Annotated in this window: 22 protein-coding genes and 1 other annotated feature; of the genes, 16 read left to right on the top strand and 6 right to left on the bottom strand. The window is 54.3% G+C overall.

Translation table 11 applies throughout. The annotated features are described in order from the left end of the window. Positions 1–47: 47 nt before the first annotated feature. Positions 48–719 (bottom strand): hexitol phosphatase HxpB, encoded by a 672-nt coding sequence (hxpB, locus tag NQ230_RS14135; protein WP_193939914.1) that lies wholly within the window; start codon positions 717–719, stop codon positions 48–50. Positions 720–866: 147 nt separating this feature from the next. Between hxpB and NQ230_RS14130 the strand changes: the two genes are divergently transcribed. After that, entirely contained in the window at positions 867–1,403 is a 537-nt protein-coding gene (locus NQ230_RS14130; protein WP_023311291.1) for a YniB family protein, read from the top strand. 35 nt (positions 1,404–1,438) lie between these two features. Here NQ230_RS14130 and NQ230_RS14125 read toward each other — a convergent pair whose 3' ends face one another. The 3 genes from NQ230_RS14125 to pfkB form a co-directional block, all read right to left on the bottom strand. Beyond that, positions 1,439–2,299, bottom strand: coding sequence for a fructosamine kinase family protein (locus tag NQ230_RS14125; protein WP_029740438.1), 861 nt, complete (start codon positions 2,297–2,299; stop codon positions 1,439–1,441). 105 nt (positions 2,300–2,404) lie between these two features. After that, entirely contained in the window at positions 2,405–2,695 is a 291-nt protein-coding gene (gene ghoS / locus NQ230_RS14120) for a type V toxin-antitoxin system endoribonuclease antitoxin GhoS (RefSeq protein ID WP_257258040.1), read from the bottom strand. Positions 2,696–2,801: 106 nt separating this feature from the next. Then, positions 2,802–3,734: a 6-phosphofructokinase II gene (gene pfkB / locus NQ230_RS14115; protein ID WP_121423437.1), complete on the bottom strand. Its 933-nt coding sequence runs from the start codon at positions 3,732–3,734 to the stop codon at positions 2,802–2,804. A 295-nt stretch (positions 3,735–4,029) separates the two neighbouring features. On the opposite strand from pfkB, the gene NQ230_RS14110 reads away from it, so the two are divergent. After that, positions 4,030–4,788, top strand: coding sequence for a DUF481 domain-containing protein (locus NQ230_RS14110; RefSeq protein ID WP_029740435.1), 759 nt, complete (start codon positions 4,030–4,032; stop codon positions 4,786–4,788). Between the two features lie 80 nt (positions 4,789–4,868). On the opposite strand, the gene yniD is transcribed toward NQ230_RS14110, so the two are convergent. Both yniD and yncL read right to left on the bottom strand, forming a co-directional pair. Next, positions 4,869–4,976 carry a small membrane protein YniD gene (gene yniD, locus NQ230_RS14105; RefSeq protein WP_008500658.1) on the bottom strand — a complete coding sequence of 36 codons (108 nt, stop codon included), beginning with the start codon at positions 4,974–4,976 and terminating at the stop codon, positions 4,869–4,871. Positions 4,977–5,074: 98 nt separating this feature from the next. Further along, on the bottom strand, positions 5,075–5,167 hold the full coding sequence (yncL, locus tag NQ230_RS14100; protein WP_121424372.1) for a stress response membrane protein YncL: 93 nt from the start codon (positions 5,165–5,167) through the stop codon (positions 5,075–5,077). 322 nt (positions 5,168–5,489) lie between these two features. On the opposite strand from yncL, the gene thrS reads away from it, so the two are divergent. From thrS to selO, 14 genes are all read left to right on the top strand, one after another. Continuing rightward, a complete protein-coding gene (gene thrS, locus NQ230_RS14095) occupies positions 5,490–7,418 on the top strand; it encodes a threonine--tRNA ligase (protein ID WP_159513932.1) in 1,929 nt (642 codons plus the stop codon). A 3-nt stretch (positions 7,419–7,421) separates the two neighbouring features. Continuing rightward, positions 7,422–7,964, top strand: coding sequence for a translation initiation factor IF-3 (gene infC / locus NQ230_RS14090; RefSeq protein ID WP_014069901.1), 543 nt, complete (start codon positions 7,422–7,424; stop codon positions 7,962–7,964). A 97-nt stretch (positions 7,965–8,061) separates the two neighbouring features. Beyond that, the gene (rpmI, locus tag NQ230_RS14085; protein WP_003030583.1) at positions 8,062–8,259 is read left to right on the top strand and encodes a 50S ribosomal protein L35; all 198 of its coding nucleotides are present in this window, start codon (positions 8,062–8,064) and stop codon (positions 8,257–8,259) included. A gap of 51 nt (positions 8,260–8,310) precedes the next feature. Further along, on the top strand, positions 8,311–8,667 hold the full coding sequence (gene rplT / locus NQ230_RS14080; RefSeq protein ID WP_000124850.1) for a 50S ribosomal protein L20: 357 nt from the start codon (positions 8,311–8,313) through the stop codon (positions 8,665–8,667). A 117-nt stretch (positions 8,668–8,784) separates the two neighbouring features. Beyond that, positions 8,785–8,909, top strand: a sequence feature (Phe leader region). Continuing rightward, positions 8,790–8,834 carry a pheST operon leader peptide PheM gene (gene pheM, locus NQ230_RS14075; RefSeq protein ID WP_001386830.1) on the top strand — a complete coding sequence of 15 codons (45 nt, stop codon included), beginning with the start codon at positions 8,790–8,792 and terminating at the stop codon, positions 8,832–8,834. Its footprint overlaps the feature before it by 45 nt. Before the next feature lie 62 nt (positions 8,910–8,971). Further along, on the top strand, positions 8,972–9,955 hold the full coding sequence (pheS, locus tag NQ230_RS14070; protein ID WP_010426091.1) for a phenylalanine--tRNA ligase subunit alpha: 984 nt from the start codon (positions 8,972–8,974) through the stop codon (positions 9,953–9,955). Positions 9,956–9,970: 15 nt separating this feature from the next. Then, positions 9,971–12,358, top strand: coding sequence for a phenylalanine--tRNA ligase subunit beta (pheT, locus tag NQ230_RS14065; RefSeq protein ID WP_121423438.1), 2,388 nt, complete (start codon positions 9,971–9,973; stop codon positions 12,356–12,358). Positions 12,359–12,362: 4 nt separating this feature from the next. Further along, positions 12,363–12,662 carry an integration host factor subunit alpha gene (gene ihfA, locus NQ230_RS14060; RefSeq protein ID WP_003857805.1) on the top strand — a complete coding sequence of 100 codons (300 nt, stop codon included), beginning with the start codon at positions 12,363–12,365 and terminating at the stop codon, positions 12,660–12,662. 103 nt (positions 12,663–12,765) lie between these two features. Continuing rightward, positions 12,766–13,746, top strand: a complete 981-nt coding sequence (gene btuC / locus NQ230_RS14055) for a vitamin B12 ABC transporter permease BtuC (RefSeq protein WP_257258039.1) — start codon at positions 12,766–12,768, stop codon at positions 13,744–13,746. Between the two features lie 34 nt (positions 13,747–13,780). Next, positions 13,781–14,332: a glutathione peroxidase gene (locus tag NQ230_RS14050; protein ID WP_196365908.1), complete on the top strand. Its 552-nt coding sequence runs from the start codon at positions 13,781–13,783 to the stop codon at positions 14,330–14,332. Continuing rightward, positions 14,332–15,087, top strand: coding sequence for a vitamin B12 ABC transporter ATP-binding protein BtuD (gene btuD / locus NQ230_RS14045; protein ID WP_257258038.1), 756 nt, complete (start codon positions 14,332–14,334; stop codon positions 15,085–15,087). Before NQ230_RS14050 ends, btuD begins: the two co-directional genes overlap by 1 nt. 74 nt (positions 15,088–15,161) lie before the next feature. Further along, on the top strand, positions 15,162–15,626 hold the full coding sequence (locus NQ230_RS14040; protein ID WP_023335377.1) for a C40 family peptidase: 465 nt from the start codon (positions 15,162–15,164) through the stop codon (positions 15,624–15,626). A gap of 295 nt (positions 15,627–15,921) precedes the next feature. Further along, entirely contained in the window at positions 15,922–16,638 is a 717-nt protein-coding gene (locus NQ230_RS14035) for an EAL domain-containing protein (RefSeq protein ID WP_023335378.1), read from the top strand. 61 nt (positions 16,639–16,699) lie between these two features. After that, positions 16,700–18,142 (top strand): protein adenylyltransferase SelO, encoded by a 1,443-nt coding sequence (gene selO, locus NQ230_RS14030; RefSeq protein WP_257258037.1) that lies wholly within the window; start codon positions 16,700–16,702, stop codon positions 18,140–18,142. The last annotated feature ends 38 nt before the right edge of the window (positions 18,143–18,180 follow it).

The following is an 18,180-nucleotide window of genomic DNA, read 5'->3' as shown; positions in this document are numbered from 1 at the left end:
CGGAAGAGGTGACGGTGTAACTGTTTGTCACAAACCGGAGGAGGGCGCTAACTGCCCTGCAGGTGATGCGCCGTGAGTTCTGCCAGCGAATTAAGCTTCACATCGGCAAGCGCAAACCGGGGATCGTGACGGCCTTCTTCAGCGGGCACCACAATGGAGCGCATCCGCGCAGCCTTCGACGCCACCATACCGTTAACGGAATCTTCCAGCGCAACGCAGTTGAGAGGATCCAGGCCCAGCTTTGCGGCACAGTCCAGATAGACCTGCGGGTGCGGCTTGCTGTAAGGCAATTTTTCAGCGGACGCCAGCGCGTCGAAACTGTCGCGCAGTTCAAACATCGTGAGCACTTTTTCCAGCATATGCAGCGGTGAAGCCGAGGCCAGTCCGACCTTCAGCCCCTGGGCTTTACACAGCGCAACGGCCTCGCGTACGCCGGGCAGCAGCGGCCTGTTCTCTTCCACCAGAGAAATGGCGCGGCTGATAATGCGTGCGGTCACCTCATCGCGATCGGGACCCACCCACGGCTGTTGGGCAAACCACAGGTCAACCACCATATCGATGCGCAGGCCCAGCGTATCGGGAAGTTCATTACGGCGGCTGATATCCACGCCCAGGCTGGCCATCACATCCAGTTCGGCGCGATCCCACAGCGGTTCGGAATCGATCAGTAATCCATCCATGTCAAAAATTGCGGCAAGAATTTGGCGCGGTGTCGACATCACAACGTCTCCTTATCCAGGTGTTCGACAGACGATACGTGCTAAGCACAATCTGCAATTTAGCATATTGCTTTCAAAGATCGGGCGAAATTGATGGCCAGCAGGTAGACTTAGGCACAAATAACGCGTCTTTATGAAGAGGAACTGATGACGTATCAACAAGCTGGACGCATTGCGGTCTTAAAACGCATTGCTGGCTGGGTTATTTTTATTCCTGCCGTCATTTCTACGCTGATTTCTGTACTCAAATTTATGTACGATCACAGTGAAAAACAGCCGGGTATCAATGCGGTAATGCTTGATTTCGCTCATGTCATGATTGAGATGATGCGTTTTAATACGCCATTTTTGAATGTTTTCTGGTTTAACTCACCCACCCCGGATTTTCATCAACAGCTGAACATCGGCTTTTGGGTGATATACGCCCTCATCTTTGTCGCGCTGGCACTGCAGGCCTCTGGCGCGAGAATGAGTCGCCAGACGCGCTTTTTACGCGAAGGCGTTGAGGATCAGTTGATTCTGGAGCAGGCCAAAGGCCCGGAAGGGATGAGTCGGGAGCAGATTGAATCCCGCATTGTTGTGCCGCGTCACACCATTTTCCTGCAAATTTTCCCGCTCTATATCCTTCCCGTCATCATCATTGTGGCGGGATACTTCTTCTTCTCACTGCTCGGTTTTCTGTAAGCGATAGGGGTGGCGGCAAGGCCACCCTTTTCTTCTCAGGCGGCAAGCATACGCTCAAGCGCCCGCTGCGCGTTAACAAGGTGTTCTCCGCCAAAAAGAATGGCTCGGTTCATCAGGGTATAAAGCTGATACACCGGCTGGCGGTCGAGGAAACCGGGCGGCAGGGGGGAAACAGACTGGTATCCGTCGTATATCTGCGGCGGCTGTTCCGGATGAAGCGGCAGCATGGCAAGATCGCACTCTCTGTCACCCCAGTAGCAGGCCGGGTCAAAGATATAGGGGCCGTTGGGACCCAGCGCGCAGTTATTGGACCACAAATCGCCGTGAAGCAGAGACGCCTGAGGCTGGTGGGATGCCAGACGCTGTTGAACGTGCTCGACGATGGCATCAATATTGCCAAATTCCAGCCCTTTCTCGGCGGCCAGCTCAAGCTGCCAGCCAATGCGCTGCTCGGCAAAAAATGTCGACCAGCGACGCTGCCAGGCATTGGGCTGTGGCGTGGTAGAGAGATCGTTGTCAAAATCGAGACCAAACTGCGGCTGGTCGCTCCATTGATGCAGGCGCGCTAGCTGTTGGCCGAGAATGAACGCATTATGGGCATCCAGCGGCCGGGCGGGGAGATACTCCATCACCAGGAAGCTGTAGTCGCGGTCGCTCCCCACGGCCAGAACCTGCGGGACCGTCACCGTTTTACTGCGCGACAACAGCTCCAGCTGGTCGGCTTCGGCGGTAAATATCGGAAGCAGCTCTCGCTCATCGCACTTAACGAAAAGATCGCGCCCTGCGTAGCGTAAATGCCACGCGGCGTGAATTTCACCGCCTGGCAGTTCGTTACGCAGTTCAATTTCACCTTCACCCAGCTGCTCACGTAAAAGATGACTGATAGCCTGCCACATGTTGTCTCTCCCATGTTGTCTGCCAGATCATAAAGTTAGCGCATAATGGCGGTAAAAAAATACGAACTAACGCACACCTGAGCGGTTTAAATTCATACAGCGCACTTATTGTTCTTTTTTCCGCCAGCTTTCCCAGGTATCCACGCCGATTTCGGCAGGCTTGTCGGTCACGCTTTCCACCAGACTGGCGGCCAGCGCATGAACCTCTTCCTGGCTCAGGGCGGCGATCAGACCAAATGCCAGGGTGCCTAAATCATGAATATTGCCCTCGTCATCCGTCAGGGTGAGGAGAAAATTAGCCCGGGTGAAAGCATTGTTGAGCTCATTCAGCTCGGTCAGCGATGCTTCATGAAGGTTGATGGTCACGACGTAACGTGTGATGTCACCACTGCTCATAATTCACCTCATTGTTATCATGGAAGTTTTCTTAGCATAGTCGATAGTTTGCGTTTGGCGACTCAGAGAGGACATTCCCCTCCGTAAAGACGAAGGGGAAAAGGGGTTAATTTCGGGACAGGTAATCGACGATTTTTTGCGTATCGGCAAGTGAACAGAGACGCGTGCCCTGGTTGATGGTTGCGGCGCTACCCGCCGCCACGCCGTAGCGTGTCATTTCCAGCAGCGACGCACCCTGCGCCAGTTTTAGCGTCATCGCGCCCACCATGCTATCGCCCGCGCCAACCGTGCTCTGGCTCTTCATTGGCGGTGGGACAACCTGAACGGACGATGATTCATCGACGGCCAGCGCCCCCTGAGGGCCAAGTGAGACGACTACGCGTCGGGCTTTGCCGCTGCGTACCAGCTCCTGCGCGGCGGTGCGAACATCATCAGGCTGCGTCAGTTCGCGGTTGACCAGCGCGCTTAACTCTTTCTGGTTGGGTTTAACAAGCTCCAGATTGCCCGGCACCAGGGCCGCCTGCAGGGCCTCGCCGCTGCTGTCGACAATGCAGCGGATGCCGCGCTGCTGTACCGCCTGAATCAGAGCCGTTAATTTTTCCGTGCTTACGCCGGGCGGCAGGCTGCCGCTTATCACCAGCAGCGCACCGCTTTCTATGGTCAGCACTTTCTCTTCAAGCTGACGAAACTCGTCATCGCTGAGTTTCGCGCCCGGCATGACAAAACGGTACTGCTCGCCGCTTGATTCTACGTGGACATGCAGGTTTTGCCGCGTCCAGTCTTTGGCCTCGACGGTCTCTACGGCCACCTGTTCATCTGCCAGCAGAGAGACAAGGTGTTCGCCGGTGGCACCGCCGGTGGGGAAAATAGCCGTAGCTTTGCCGCCGAGGTGTGTAATGGCGCGCGCCACGTTGATCCCGCCGCCGCCGGGCTCAAAGACCGGGGCGCTACAGCGCAATTTACCTTCCGGGTAAATCTGCGGCGTCAGGGTGGCGGAATCCAGGGAAGGGGAGAGCGTCAGAGTATAGATAGAAACCATCATTACCTCCTTTTAGCATGGGTTCTTATTAGCCTGGCACCATTTGACAGGAAGGCAATGTAAATAACAGTATGATTTTAAATATGAATACTGACAAAAAGTGGGGCGGGGGATATATAAAATAAAACGCTTTTTGAGATCGTTCTTATTCAAAAAATGAAATAAGAAAACATTGCTATGTTATTTGCGGCTTTTTATAATTTGTTACCTTTCTCTGGACGCCTTGTCATTGATCCTCAAGAAAGATTCCGGGACCGTGTGGTCTCTTTTTTTGTTGTACGGACTCCTTAATAAAATGAAGCTTTTAAAGACAGTGCCCGCTGCACTGATGCTGGCGGGTGGCGTGTTTGCGGCTATGAACGCGACCGCTGATGATACCGTTTTTACTGTCATGGACGATCCTTCCACCGCGAAAAAACCGTTTGAAGGTAACCTGAACGCCGGGTACCTGGCACAATCCGGTAACACGAAAAGCTCTTCTCTGACGGCGGACAGTACGCTCACCTGGTACGGCAACACCACCGCCTGGTCTCTGTGGGGTAATGCCAGCAACACGTCCGCTAATGACGAACGTTCTTCCGAGAAATATGCGGTAGGCGGACGTAGCCGTTACAACATGACCGACTATGACTACCTGTTTGGACAGGCAAGCTGGTTAACCGACCGTTACAACGGTTATCGCCAGCGCGATGTGTTCACCGCCGGTTATGGTCGCCAGTTCCTGAACGGTCCGGTACACAGCCTCCGTTTTGAATTCGGTCCGGGTGTGCGTTATGACGAGTACACCAATGGCGATACCAAAACCCAACCGCTCGGTTACGCTTCCGGTACCTATGCCTGGCAGATGACTGACAACACCAAATTTACCCAGGGTGTTTCTGTATTTGGTGCCGACGACACGACGCTGAACTCTGAGACGGCGCTGAACGTGGCTATCAACGAACACTTTGGTCTGAAAGTGGCCTACAACGTGACCTGGAACTCTTCACCACCAGAATCTGCGCCGGATCATACCGACCGCAGAACCACGGTATCACTGGGTTATAGAATGTAATGAAAGCGGGCCGACGATGATGTCGGCCCGTTTATTGTCTGTGGTTTTTTGACGTCCCTTCTGATGACCTGTCTTCGCCCCTAGCCCCAAATCATTGCCGCCCAACGGAGTAGCAGCATTGCGCCGCAGATGGCAATCAGCACCAGCACCATTTTCCAGTGTTTTACGGCAAATCGTTTTGTTGGCATAACCTAATCCTTGTTCGTTGATATCCACAGTCTACCAAACAGGGCCGAAATATGCCCCTTCTCAGGATCGATTAGGTTATGCCAGCGCAGGGGGCGGCTCAGAACCAGTGGAATCGTTCGGCTAGAATCAACAATAAACCTGTGGCGGAAAGGAGATTCAATATCACAACCGTTCTGCTGGATACGTTCATGGTATGCACCTTTGGGTTTAAGGACCTGTTCAAGAGTAGCCCAGCATCTTCGAAATGCGAGCGCAGGGGAGAAGCAACCTGCAAATTCGTACGAAAGTGCCAGCCCATCAATCTGGCCGCAGAGGGTGCAATCTCCTTTGCGTTAGTGTTAACATTACGTCGCTTGCCGTAAATCCGCATTAATCTGAATTCGGCAGGTGAATGATGACGAACCAATTTGACGATTGTTGGTCAGATGGTGTCGTAATCTATTGTCAAATCACGATTATTTTCTTTGTATATGCTCTTATGTGTGGGGCATCACTGCAAATAAGGATATAAAATGCCTGTAATTACTCTTCCTGATGGCAGTCAACGCCATTTCGACCGCGCTGTTAGCCCAATGGATGTTGCCCTGGACATTGGTCCTGGTCTCGCAAAAGCGACTATCGCTGGCCGTGTTAACGGTGAGCTGGTGGATGCCTCCGATCTGATCGAAAACGATGCGACGCTTGCAATCATCACTGCGAAAGACGAAGAAGGTCTGGAGATCATTCGTCACTCCTGCGCGCACCTGTTAGGTCATGCCATCAAACAGCTGTGGCCAAACACCAAAATGGCGATCGGTCCGGTTATCGACAACGGTTTCTACTACGACGTTGACCTCGACCACACCCTGACTCAGGAAGATATCGACGCGCTCGAAAAACGCATGCACGAGCTCGCCGAAACGAACTATGACGTCATCAAGAAGAAAGTCAGCTGGCACGAAGCGCGTGAAACCTTCGTGAAGCGCGGCGAGAGCTACAAGGTCTCTATTCTTGACGAAAACATTGCTCATGATGACAAGCCTGGCTTGTACCATCACGAAGAATACGTCGACATGTGCCGTGGACCGCACGTGCCGAACATGCGCTTCTGTCATCACTTTAAGCTGATGAAGATCGCGGGCGCCTACTGGCGTGGCGACAGCAACAACAAGATGTTGCAGCGTATCTATGGTACCGCGTGGGCCGATAAAAAAGCCCTGAACGCGTACCTGCTGCGCCTGGAAGAGGCGGCGAAGCGTGACCACCGTAAAATCGGTAAGCAGCTTGACCTGTATCACATGCAGGAAGAAGCGCCGGGTATGGTGTTCTGGCATAACGACGGCTGGACCATCTTCCGTGAACTGGAAACTTTCGTACGCTCCAAGCTGAAAGAGTACCAGTATCAGGAAGTGAAAGGCCCGTTCATGATGGACCGTGTGCTGTGGGAAAAAACCGGCCACTGGGACAACTACAAAGATGCGATGTTCACCACCTCGTCTGAGAACCGTGAATACTGCATCAAGCCAATGAACTGCCCGGGCCACGTTCAGATCTTCAACCAGGGTCTGAAATCCTACCGCGACCTGCCGCTGCGTATGGCGGAGTTCGGTAGCTGCCACCGTAACGAGCCATCAGGTGCGCTGCACGGTCTGATGCGCGTTCGTGGCTTTACTCAGGATGATGCGCATATCTTCTGTACTGAAGATCAGGTTCGTGACGAAGTTAACGCCTGTATTCGTATGGTCTACGATATGTACAGCACCTTTGGCTTCGAGAAGATCGTTGTCAAACTCTCAACGCGTCCGGAAAAACGTATCGGTAGCGATGAGACCTGGGATCGCGCAGAAGCGGATCTCGCCGTGGCGCTGGAAGAGAACGGCATTCCGTTCGAATACCAGCTGGGCGAGGGCGCATTCTACGGTCCGAAAATTGAATTTACCCTGTATGACTGCCTCGATCGCGCATGGCAGTGCGGTACTGTACAGCTGGACTTCTCCCTGCCGCAGCGTTTAAGCGCCTCTTATGTTGGCGAAGACAACGAGCGTCAGGTACCGGTAATGATTCACCGTGCAATTCTCGGTTCTCTGGAGCGCTTCATCGGCATCCTGACCGAAGAGTTCGCTGGCTTCTTCCCAACCTGGCTTGCGCCAGTGCAGGTCGTGGTGATGAACATTACCGATTCTCAGGCGGATTACGTTAAAGAATTGACGCAGAAACTACAAAATGCGGGCATTCGCGTAAAAGCAGACTTGAGAAATGAGAAGATTGGCTTTAAAATCCGCGAGCACACTTTACGTCGTGTCCCGTATATGTTGGTCTGTGGTGATAAAGAGGTGGAAGCAGGCAAAGTTGCCGTTCGCACCCGCCGTGGTAAAGACCTGGGGAGCCTGGACGTAAGTGAAGTGATTGAGAAGCTGCAACAAGAGATTCGCAGCCGCAGTCTTCAACAACTGGAGGAATAAGGTATTAAAGGCGGAAAACGAGTTCAAACGGCACGTCCGAATCGTATCAATGGCGAGATTCGCGCCCAGGAAGTTCGCTTAACAGATCTTGAAGGTGAACCACTGGGGATTGTGAGTCTGAGAGAAGCGATCGAAAAAGCTGAAGAAGCTGGAGTAGATTTAGTTGAAATCAGCCCTAACGCCGAACCGCCAGTTTGTCGTATCATGGACTACGGCAAGTTCCTTTATGAAAAGAGTAAGTCTTCTAAGGAACAGAAGAAGAAGCAAAAAGTTATCCAGGTTAAGGAAATCAAATTCCGTCCTGGTACCGACGATGGCGATTATCAGGTAAAACTCCGCAGCCTGATTCGCTTTCTGGAAGATGGCGATAAGGCCAAGATCACACTGCGTTTCCGCGGTCGTGAGATGGCCCACCAACAGATTGGTATGGAAGTGCTTAACCGCGTCCGTGACGATCTGAGTGAACTGGCAGTAGTCGAATCCTTCCCTACGAAGATCGAAGGCCGCCAGATGATCATGGTGCTCGCTCCTAAGAAGAAACAGTAAGGCCTTCAAGCAGCAAAATCTGTGGAGCCTTCGGGTTTCATAGGTTTTGTTCGCCTATGTTTCGTTTATTTAACAATGCGAAGTGGAAGTTATTAAGATGCCAAAAATTAAGACCGTACGCGGTGCTGCTAAGCGCTTCAAAAAAACCGGTGGTGGTGGATTTAAGCGTAAGCACGCAAACCTGCGTCATATTCTGACCAAAAAATCTACTAAGCGTAAACGTCACCTGCGTCCAAAAGGCCTCGTTTCTAAAGGCGATCTGGGTCTGGTTATCGCGTGCCTGCCGTACGCATAAGCCGTTAACGTTTAATTTTTTTACTAAGAATATAGATACAGGAGAGCACATATGGCTCGCGTAAAACGTGGTGTAATTGCACGTGCACGTCACAAGAAAATTTTGAAACAAGCTAAAGGCTACTACGGTGCGCGTTCACGCGTTTACCGCGTTGCCTTCCAGGCTGTTATCAAAGCAGGTCAGTACGCTTACCGTGACCGTCGTCAGCGTAAGCGTCAGTTCCGTCAACTGTGGATTGCGCGTATCAACGCAGCAGCACGTCAGAACGGTATTTCTTACAGCAAATTCATCAACGGCCTGAAAAAAGCCTCTGTTGAAATCGACCGTAAGATCCTGGCTGACATCGCAGTATTCGACAAAGTAGCGTTCACCGCTCTGGTCGAAAAAGCGAAAGCAGCACTGGCATAAGCCAGTTGAGAGAGGGAGCTTTGCTCCCTCTTTTGTTTTAACATCATCAGAACATTGACTTTTACCCGTCCAGGCTTTTCAATAAGGTCTTAACGGTTTTTACCAGACAAGGTAACGCAAGCATGAATGCTGCTATTTTCCGCTTCTTCTTTTACTTTAGCACCTGATTTCAGGAGGCTAGCGCGTGAAAGATGAAACGAAAAACAGCGCCAGATAAGCCTCCCGATGGAGGCTTTTTTTGTGCCTGAATTTGAGAGAATAACTCCACCAAATCGGTGTCTGCACCGACATAATGAGGAAAATCATGTCACATCTCGCAGAGCTGGTTGCCAGTGCAACAGCCGCCATTAATCAGGCCTCAGATGTTGCCGCGTTAGACAATGTCCGCGTCGAATATCTTGGGAAGAAAGGGCACCTGACCCTTCAAATGACAACCCTGCGCGAGCTGCCGCCAGAAGAACGCCCGGCAGCCGGTGCGGTGATTAACGAAGCCAAAGAGCAGGTACAGCAGGCGCTGAACGCGCGCAAAGCCGAGCTGGAAAGCGCGGTCCTTAATGCGCGTCTGGCCGCAGAGACGATCGACGTTTCTCTGCCGGGTCGCCGTATCGAAAACGGCGGTCTGCACCCGGTTACCCGCACCATCGATCGCATTGAAAGTTTCTTCGGTGAGCTCGGCTTTACCGTGGCGACTGGCCCGGAAATCGAAGATGATTACCATAACTTCGACGCCCTGAACATTCCTGGCCATCATCCGGCACGCGCTGACCACGACACTTTCTGGTTCGACGCTACGCGTCTGCTGCGTACTCAGACCTCCGGCGTTCAGATCCGTACCATGAAGGATCAGGAGCCGCCAATCCGTATTATCGCGCCGGGCCGCGTCTATCGTAACGACTACGATCAGACCCACACCCCAATGTTCCACCAGATGGAAGGCCTGATTGTTGATAAAAATATCAGCTTCACCAACCTGAAGGGCACGCTGCACGATTTCCTGAACAACTTCTTTGAGGAAGACCTGCAGGTTCGTTTCCGCCCGTCCTACTTCCCGTTCACCGAACCGTCGGCGGAAGTTGACGTGATGGGTAAAAACGGCAAATGGCTGGAAGTGCTGGGCTGCGGCATGGTGCATCCAAACGTGCTACGCAACGTGGGTATCGATCCGGAAGTTTACTCCGGCTTTGCCTTCGGCATGGGCATGGAGCGTCTGACCATGCTGCGCTACGGCGTGACCGACTTACGTGCATTCTTCGAAAACGATCTGCGTTTCCTCAAACAGTTTAAATAAGGGCAGGACAGAACAATGAAATTCAGTGAACTGTGGTTACGCGAGTGGGTGAACACCACGCTGGACAGCGACGCGCTTTCTAACCAGATCACCATGGCGGGTCTGGAAGTGGACGGCGTTGAGCCGGTTTCCGGTGCCTTCAACGGCGTGGTCGTCGGCGAAGTGGTAGAGTGCGGCCAGCACCCTAACGCTGACAAACTGCGCGTGACAAAAGTGAACGTGGGCGGTGACCGTCTGCTGGATATCGTCTGCGGTGCGCCAAACTGCCGTCAGGGCCTGAAGGTGGCCGTGGCGACCGTGGGAGCGGTGCTGCCGGGCGATTTCAAAATTAAAGCGGCTAAGCTGCGCGGCGAGCCGTCTGAAGGCATGCTGTGCTCCTTCTCCGAGCTGGGTATTTCCGACGACCACAACGGCATCATTGAGCTGCCGCTGGATGCGCCAGTCGGCACCGATATCCGTGAATACCTGAAGCTTGATGACAACACCATCGAAATCAGCGTCACGCCAAACCGTGCCGACTGCTTAGGTATCATCGGCGTGGCGCGCGACGTGGCCGTGCTGAACAAGACCGAACTGAACGCGCCGGACATCGCGCCGGTTGAAGCGACCATCAGTGACGTGCTGCCTATTCAGGTTGACGCTGCGGATGCTTGCCCGCGCTACCTTGGTCGCGTGGTGAAAGGCATCAACGTGAAAGCGCCAACCCCGCTGTGGATGAAGGAGAAGCTGCGCCGCTGCGGTATCCGCTCTATCGACGCCGTGGTTGACGTGACCAACTACGTTCTGCTGGAGCTGGGCCAGCCAATGCACGCGTTCGATAAAGATCGTATCGACGGCGGCATCGTTGTGCGCATGGCGAAAGAGGGCGAAACCCTGGTTCTGCTGGACGGCAGCGAAGCCAAACTGAATGCCGACACCCTGGTGATTGCTGACCACAGCAAAGCGCTGGCAATGGGCGGTATCTTCGGGGGCGAGCACTCAGGCGTGAATGATGAGACGCAAAACGTCCTGCTGGAATGCGCGTTCTTCAGCCCGCTCTCCATCACCGGTCGCGCACGCCGTCACGGCCTGCATACCGATGCCTCCCACCGCTACGAGCGCGGTGTTGACCCGGCGCTGCAGTACAAAGCGATGGAACGTGCGACCCGCCTGCTGATCGACATCTGCGGCGGCGAAGCGGGCCCGGTTATCGACGTCACTAACGACGCGACCCTGCCGAAGCGTGCCACCATTACCCTGCGCCGCAGCAAGCTGGACCGCCTGATTGGTCATCACGTTGCGGATGCGCAGGTGACCGACATCCTGACGCGTCTGGGCTGCGAAGTGACCGAAGGCCAGGACGAGTGGAAAGCCGTTGCGCCATCATGGCGTTTCGACATGGAAATTGAAGAAGATCTGGTGGAAGAAGTGGCCCGCGTTTACGGCTACAACAACATCCCTGACGAGCCTGTGCAGGCAGGTCTGGTGATGGGCTCCCACCGTGAAGCCGACCTGTCCCTGAAGCGTGTGAAAACCATGCTGAACGACAAAGGCTACCAGGAAGTGATCACCTACAGCTTTGTGGATCCAAAGCTGCAGCAGCTGATCCACCCGGGCCAGGAGGCGCTGATCCTGCCAAGCCCAATCTCCAGCGAAATGTCCGCGATGCGTCTGTCTCTGTGGACGGGCCTGCTTGGCACAGTCGTTTACAACCAGAATCGTCAGCAAAACCGCGTGCGAATTTTCGAAAGCGGTTTGCGCTTTGTACCGGATAATCAGGCAAATTTAGGCATCCGTCAGGATCTCATGCTGGCTGGCGCCATCAGCGGCAACCGCTATGAAGAGCACTGGGACCTGGCAAAAGGCACGGTTGATTTCTACGATATGAAGGGCGATCTGGAAGCGATTCTGGATCTGACCGGTAAATTATCTGAAATTGAATTCCGCGCAGAAGCCATCCCGGCTCTGCATCCGGGCCAGAGCGCAGCCATCTATTTAGACGGCAAACGCGTTGGTTTTATTGGGGTTGTTCACCCTGAGCTGGAGCGCAAGCTGGACCTGAACGGCCGTACCATCGTGTTCGAGCTGGAATGGAACCCGGTGGCTGACCGCGTTATTCCTCAGGCTCAGGACGTCTCCCGCTTCCCGGCAAACCGCCGTGATATCGCGGTTGTGGTCGCGGAAAATGTGCCCGCAGCAGATATTTTGGCCGAATGTAAGAAAGTTGGCGTAAATCAGGTAGTTGGCGTAAACTTATTTGACGTGTACCGCGGCAAGGGCGTAGCAGAAGGTTTCAAGAGCCTCGCTATTAGCCTTATCCTTCAGGATACCAGCCGTACACTCGAAGAAGAGGAGATTGCCGCTACCGTCGCCAAATGTGTAGAGGCATTAAAAGAGCGATTCCAGGCATCATTGAGGGATTGAACCTATGGCGCTTACAAAAGCTGAAATGTCAGAATATCTGTTTGATAAGCTTGGGCTTAGCAAACGGGATGCCAAAGAGCTGGTAGAGCTGTTTTTCGAAGAGATCCGTCGTGCTCTGGAAAATGGTGAGCAGGTAAAACTCTCCGGTTTTGGCAATTTTGATTTGCGAGACAAAAACCAACGTCCGGGCCGTAACCCGAAGACGGGGGAAGATATTCCCATTACAGCCCGCCGCGTGGTGACCTTCAGACCCGGCCAGAAGTTAAAAAGCCGTGTCGAAAACGCAACGCCCAAAGCAGAGTAATATGAACTAACTAAAAAGGCCGCCCACGCGGCCTTTTTTCTTTGCGCACTCCGGCAAACCCGCCGTAAAATCAATTACATCTCACGCTACTAAAACCGTACCCATGCTTGATTATGCCCACCGCCAGCACCGTTCTGATAAGCGTCGCCTGCTTTTGCTGGTGCTGTTGCTCATTGTCGCCGCAGCCGTGAGCCTCTGCGCCGGAGACCGATGGATAGGGCCTGAAAGCTGGTGGGGACCGGACGGGCAGCTCTTCGTCTGGCAAATTCGCCTGCCGCGCACCGTCGCGGTGGTTCTGGTGGGGGCCGCGCTGGCGCTGTGCGGCACCATTATGCAGGCGTTGTTTGATAACCCGCTGGCGGAGCCCGGGCTACTCGGCGTGTCGAACGGAGCTGGCGTGGGTCTGATTGCGGCGGTGATGCTGGGCGGGGGAGAACTCTCCGGATGGAGTATTAGCCTGAGCGCTATTCTCGGCGCACTACTGATCACAGCAATCCTTCTTCGCTTCGCCAGACGGCACCTATCGACCAGCCGTCTGCTGCTTGCCGGCGTGGCGCTGGGGATCATCTGCAGCGCGTTGATGACCTGGGCGGTCTACTTTTCAACCTCCTTTGACCTGCGTCAGCTGATGTACTGGATGATGGGCGGCTTTGGGGGCGTTGACTGGCACCAGGGCTGGCTGATGGCGCTGCTGGTACCGGTCATCGTGTGGGCTGCCCTGCAGGCGCAGCCGCTGAATATGCTCGCGCTGGGTGAAACCTCTGCCCGCCAGCTCGGCATGCCGATTGCGTTCTGGCGTAATGTGCTGGTGATCGCCATTGGCTGGCTGGTCGGTGTCAGCGTGGCTCTGGCGGGCGCGATCGGTTTTATCGGGCTGGTTATTCCGCACATGCTGCGCCTGTGTGGCCTCACGGACCATCGGACTCTGCTTCCGGCCTCGGCGGTTGCCGGGGCCGTCACGCTGCTGGTGGCCGATATCATCGCCCGGCTTGCCCTGACGGCCGCAGAGCTGCCGATTGGCGTGGTGACCGCCACGCTGGGCGCGCCGGTATTTATCTGGCTACTATTAAAAGCTGGACGTTAAATCAACTAGCTGTAAGACAATCTGAGGGAATGCTATGCAGACTAATATTCTGAATACCGAAGTGACCACCATTGACGGCGAGAAAACCACGCTGGAAGGCTACAAAGGCAACGTGTTGCTTATCGTCAACGTGGCATCCAAATGTGGCCTGACGCCGCAGTACGAGCAGCTGGAAAACATTCAGAAGGCCTGGGAGAAAGACGGCTTCACCGTGCTGGGCTTCCCGTGCAACCAGTTCCTCGGCCAGGAGCCGGGCAGCGAAGAGGAGATTAAAACCTTCTGCAGCACCACCTATGGCGTGACGTTCCCGATGTTCAGCAAAATCGATGTCAACGGTGAAGACCGCCATCCGCTGTATGCGAAGCTGATCGCTGCCGCGCCGAAGGCCGTTGCGCCTGAAGGAAGCGGTTTTTATGAACGCATGGCCAGCAAAGGCCGCGCGCCGCTTTACCCGGACGATATCCTGTGGAATTTTGAAAAGTTCCTGATTGGTCGCGACGGCCAGGTGGTTCAGCGCTTTTCGCCGGATATGACCCCCGAGGATCCGATCGTCATGGAATCGATCAAGCTGGCGCTGGCGAAATAATGTCGTTGCTGATGCAGCTCACGGACGTTGCCGAGAAGGAACGTCTGGAGCCGATAACCGGTACCGTCAATGCGGGCGAAATCCTGCATCTTGTCGGGCCAAACGGTGCGGGGAAGAGCACGCTGCTGGCACGGATGGCAGGCATGACCGACGGAGAAGGGCAGATAACGCTGCTGGAGCATACGCTCGCCGACTGGACGCCGGTCTCGCTGGCGCATCGGCGCAGTTACCTTGTGCAGCAGCAGATGCCGCCCTTTGCGATGCCGGTCTGGCACTATCTGATGCTGCATTTGCACGACAAACAACAAACGTCACTCCTGACGGACGTGGCCGCAGCGCTCGGGCTGGAAGATAAACTCTCCCGGCACGCCAGCCAGCTTTCCGGCGGAGAGTGGCAGCGGGTGCGCCTGGCGGCGGTCATTCTTCAGATCCACCCGGCAGGCAATCCTCACGGGCGGATGCTGCTCCTCGATGAGCCCATGAGCGGTCTGGACGTGGCGCAGCAGGCGGCACTGGATACGCTGCTAAGCGCCCTGAGCCGAAAAGGGATCGCCGTGGTGATGAGCAGCCATGACCTCAACCACACCCTGCGTCATGCCCACCGGGTGTGGCTGCTGTCGAAGGGAAAGATGATCGCCAGCGGTGCGCGAGATAGGGTTCTTACGCCACCCCATCTTGCCCGCGCGTACAACATGTCGTTCCGCAGGCTGGATATAGAGGGACATAAGATGCTGATTTCTACCGGGCAGTCGTAACCGTTTCTTGCCTCTTAGCACAATTGCACGCTAAATTACGAAAAGAACAAAAAAAGCAGAGGATTCGTCTGAAAATGCGATTCTGGTTTCTCCTGATGGCCACACTCTTTCTTGCGGGATGCAGTAGCCATCGTGCGCCGCCGCCTAACCCACGGCTTTCAGATTCGATCACCGTCATTGCCAGCCTTAACGATCAGCTGAGCAACTGGCGCGGCACGCCTTATCGCTACGGCGGAATGAGCCGCGGCGGCGTGGATTGCTCCGGATTCGTGCTGATGACGTTTCGCGATAAGTTTGATTTACAGCTTCCGCGCGAAACGCGCAAACAGGCAGAAATTGGCACTGAAATTGATAAAGACGATCTTCTGCCCGGGGACCTGGTTTTCTTCAAAACCGGATCGGGTGAAAGCGGTCTCCATGTGGGCATATATGATACAGACAATCAGTTCATTCACGCCTCGACCAGCCGCGGCGTTATGCGCTCTTCTCTTGATAATGTTTACTGGCGTAAAAATTTCTGGCAGGCACGACGTATATAGTCTTTAGTCGGATACTTCTCTTAAGACGGCATGGTCAGTAATAAATCATGCCGTTTTTTCTCAAATAAGATGCTTAAAGTTAAATTTGCCTAAAATTAGCGAATCCTGCATGTGTCTGTTTTATCTAAAACTGGCTATTATTCTGCAACCAGGATAAAATTATTTTAGATTCAGGGATAAATCTGAAAATTAATACGGAACTAATGAAATTAATCTTATTAAAATCAAGACAGTGGAATTGTGTCGGCAATTGCTCCAGGATGTCCTCTCTCATCTTTAATGCGGGGCGAGTGCAATGATTATTACGCTAGATAATGCTTACCAGTCTGAACTGCTGCTTTTACCTGCCCGTAATAGCGCAGGTGAGCTTAAAGGTTTAGAAATTCTGGTTAACTTTACTGGCGTCGGCAGCGATGTGCGGATCCCCACTGAGCTTGTTATCCCTCGGCTTTCAGCGGCTGAAGAGTTAGCGCTGTTTAACGAAAAACTGCAATTGCTTGATACCTGTAAACTGTTTTTTATTCAGCATCAGTTAATTGCATGGATCAATATTACACCTGCAATAGTTGAATTTTTATTAAGTAATGGAAACGCTGTTTCAATCCTTGAGCGTTATCCGTTTCTTGAGTTTACTGTTAATGAGAATTATCCAGGTTTAAATAATGGTAAGGACGACCTGCAGCTGGCGAGAATGGCAATCCATTTCCCGTTGGTCCTGGCAAACTTTGGCGCAGGCGCCGCATCGCTCAAAGCGGTCTATGATGGATTATTTAAACGGGTCATCCTTGATAAAGGCTTCATTCAGCAGCGTGCTCCGGAGCTCTCTTTTGAGCCTTTTATGCGCGCCATCCTCTGGCAAATCACGCCGCACTGCCAGTCAGTGATCGTCTCGGGCATTGACGACCACGGCCTGTTGCAACGCGTTTTATCCTTCAATTTTGGCGCCATGCAGGGGGCACTCTGGCCAGCCGTCTCTGCAGAACACGTCACTACGCTGGTTCAGCAGCGATAACCCTTGCTTTCGCCCGTGTTTAAGTCCGGGTAAACCCTCTACACTAAAAGCAGGAGGACCTATGACCCTGTCTTTTACCGCTCACTGGCATGACGAGTTGCCTGGCTTTTACACCGCACTCAAACCGACACCGTTACAAAATTCACGCCTTATCTGGCATAACGATTTGCTGGCAGAAGAGCTGGCCATTCCGCATGAGCTGTTTCAGCGTTCAGAGGGCGCAGGCGTCTGGGGCGGTGAAACGCTTCTCGCCGGTATGCAACCTCTGGCTCAGGTCTATAGCGGACATCAGTTTGGCGTCTGGGCGGGGCAGCTGGGCGACGGCAGGGGGATCCTGCTCGGTGAACAACAGCTTCCCAACGGGGAGACGGTTGACTGGCACCTGAAAGGCGCAGGCCTTACTCCCTGGTCGCGAATGGGCGACGGGCGCGCGGTGCTGCGTTCAACGATCCGTGAAAGCCTGGCGTCTGAAGCGATGCACGCCCTGGGTATTCCCACTACCCGCGCGCTGTCGATTGTCACCAGCGATACGCCGATAGTGCGCGAAACGGTAGAAAAGGGGGCAATGCTGATGCGCATTGCGCAAAGCCATTTGCGCTTCGGCCATTTTGAGCACTTTTACTATCGCCGCGAGCCGGACAAGGTTCGCCAGTTGGCTGACTTTGCCATTCGTCACCACTGGGCACATCTGCAGGACGAGGCGGATAAATACGTTCTCTGGTTCAGGGACGTGGTTGCCCGAACCGCAGCCCTGATTGCCCGCTGGCAAACGGTAGGCTTTGCCCATGGCGTGATGAATACGGACAACATGTCGATCCTCGGGTTGACCTTTGATTACGGTCCGTTTGGTTTCCTGGACGATTATCAGCCCGGCTATATCTGCAACCACTCCGACTATCAGGGACGCTACAGCTTTGACAATCAGCCAGCGGTTGGCCTGTGGAACCTGCAGCGGCTTGCGCAACCCCTTTCGCCGTTCATCGACGTTGATGCCCTCAACGATGCGCTCGACAGCTATCAGGACATATTACTGCGGGAATATGGCACGCTGATGCGCAACAAGCTGGGGCTGATGACGCAGGAGAGGGGCGATAACGACATCCTCAACGGTCTGTTTGCCCTGATGGCGCGTGAGGGCAGCGATTATACCCGTACCTTCCGGATGCTGGGCCAGACGGAGCAGCACAGCGCGGCCTCGCCGCTGCGCGACGAGTTTATTGACAGGCAGGCGTTTGACGACTGGTTTGCCCAGTACCGCACGCGGCTGCAGCAGGAGCAGGTGGACGACGCTGTCCGCCAGACGCAGATGAACGCGACGAATCCCGCGATGGTATTGCGCAACTGGCTGGCGCAGCGGGCGATTGAGCAGGCAGAGCAGGGGGAATACGACGAGCTACACCGTTTGCATCTGGCGCTGCGCACGCCGTTTGCCGACCGGGATGATGACTACGTCAGCCGCCCCCCTGACTGGGGCAAGCGGCTGGAGGTCAGCTGCTCAAGCTAACCCTGTTTGCCGGGTGGCGGCGTCGCCTACCTGGCCTG

It is taken from the genome of Enterobacter asburiae (assembly GCF_024599655.1).
Classification (GTDB): domain Bacteria; phylum Pseudomonadota; class Gammaproteobacteria; order Enterobacterales; family Enterobacteriaceae; genus Enterobacter; species Enterobacter asburiae_D.
The sequence above is the reverse complement of the archived record's forward strand: the minus strand, read 5'-3'. Positions and strand labels throughout refer to the sequence as shown.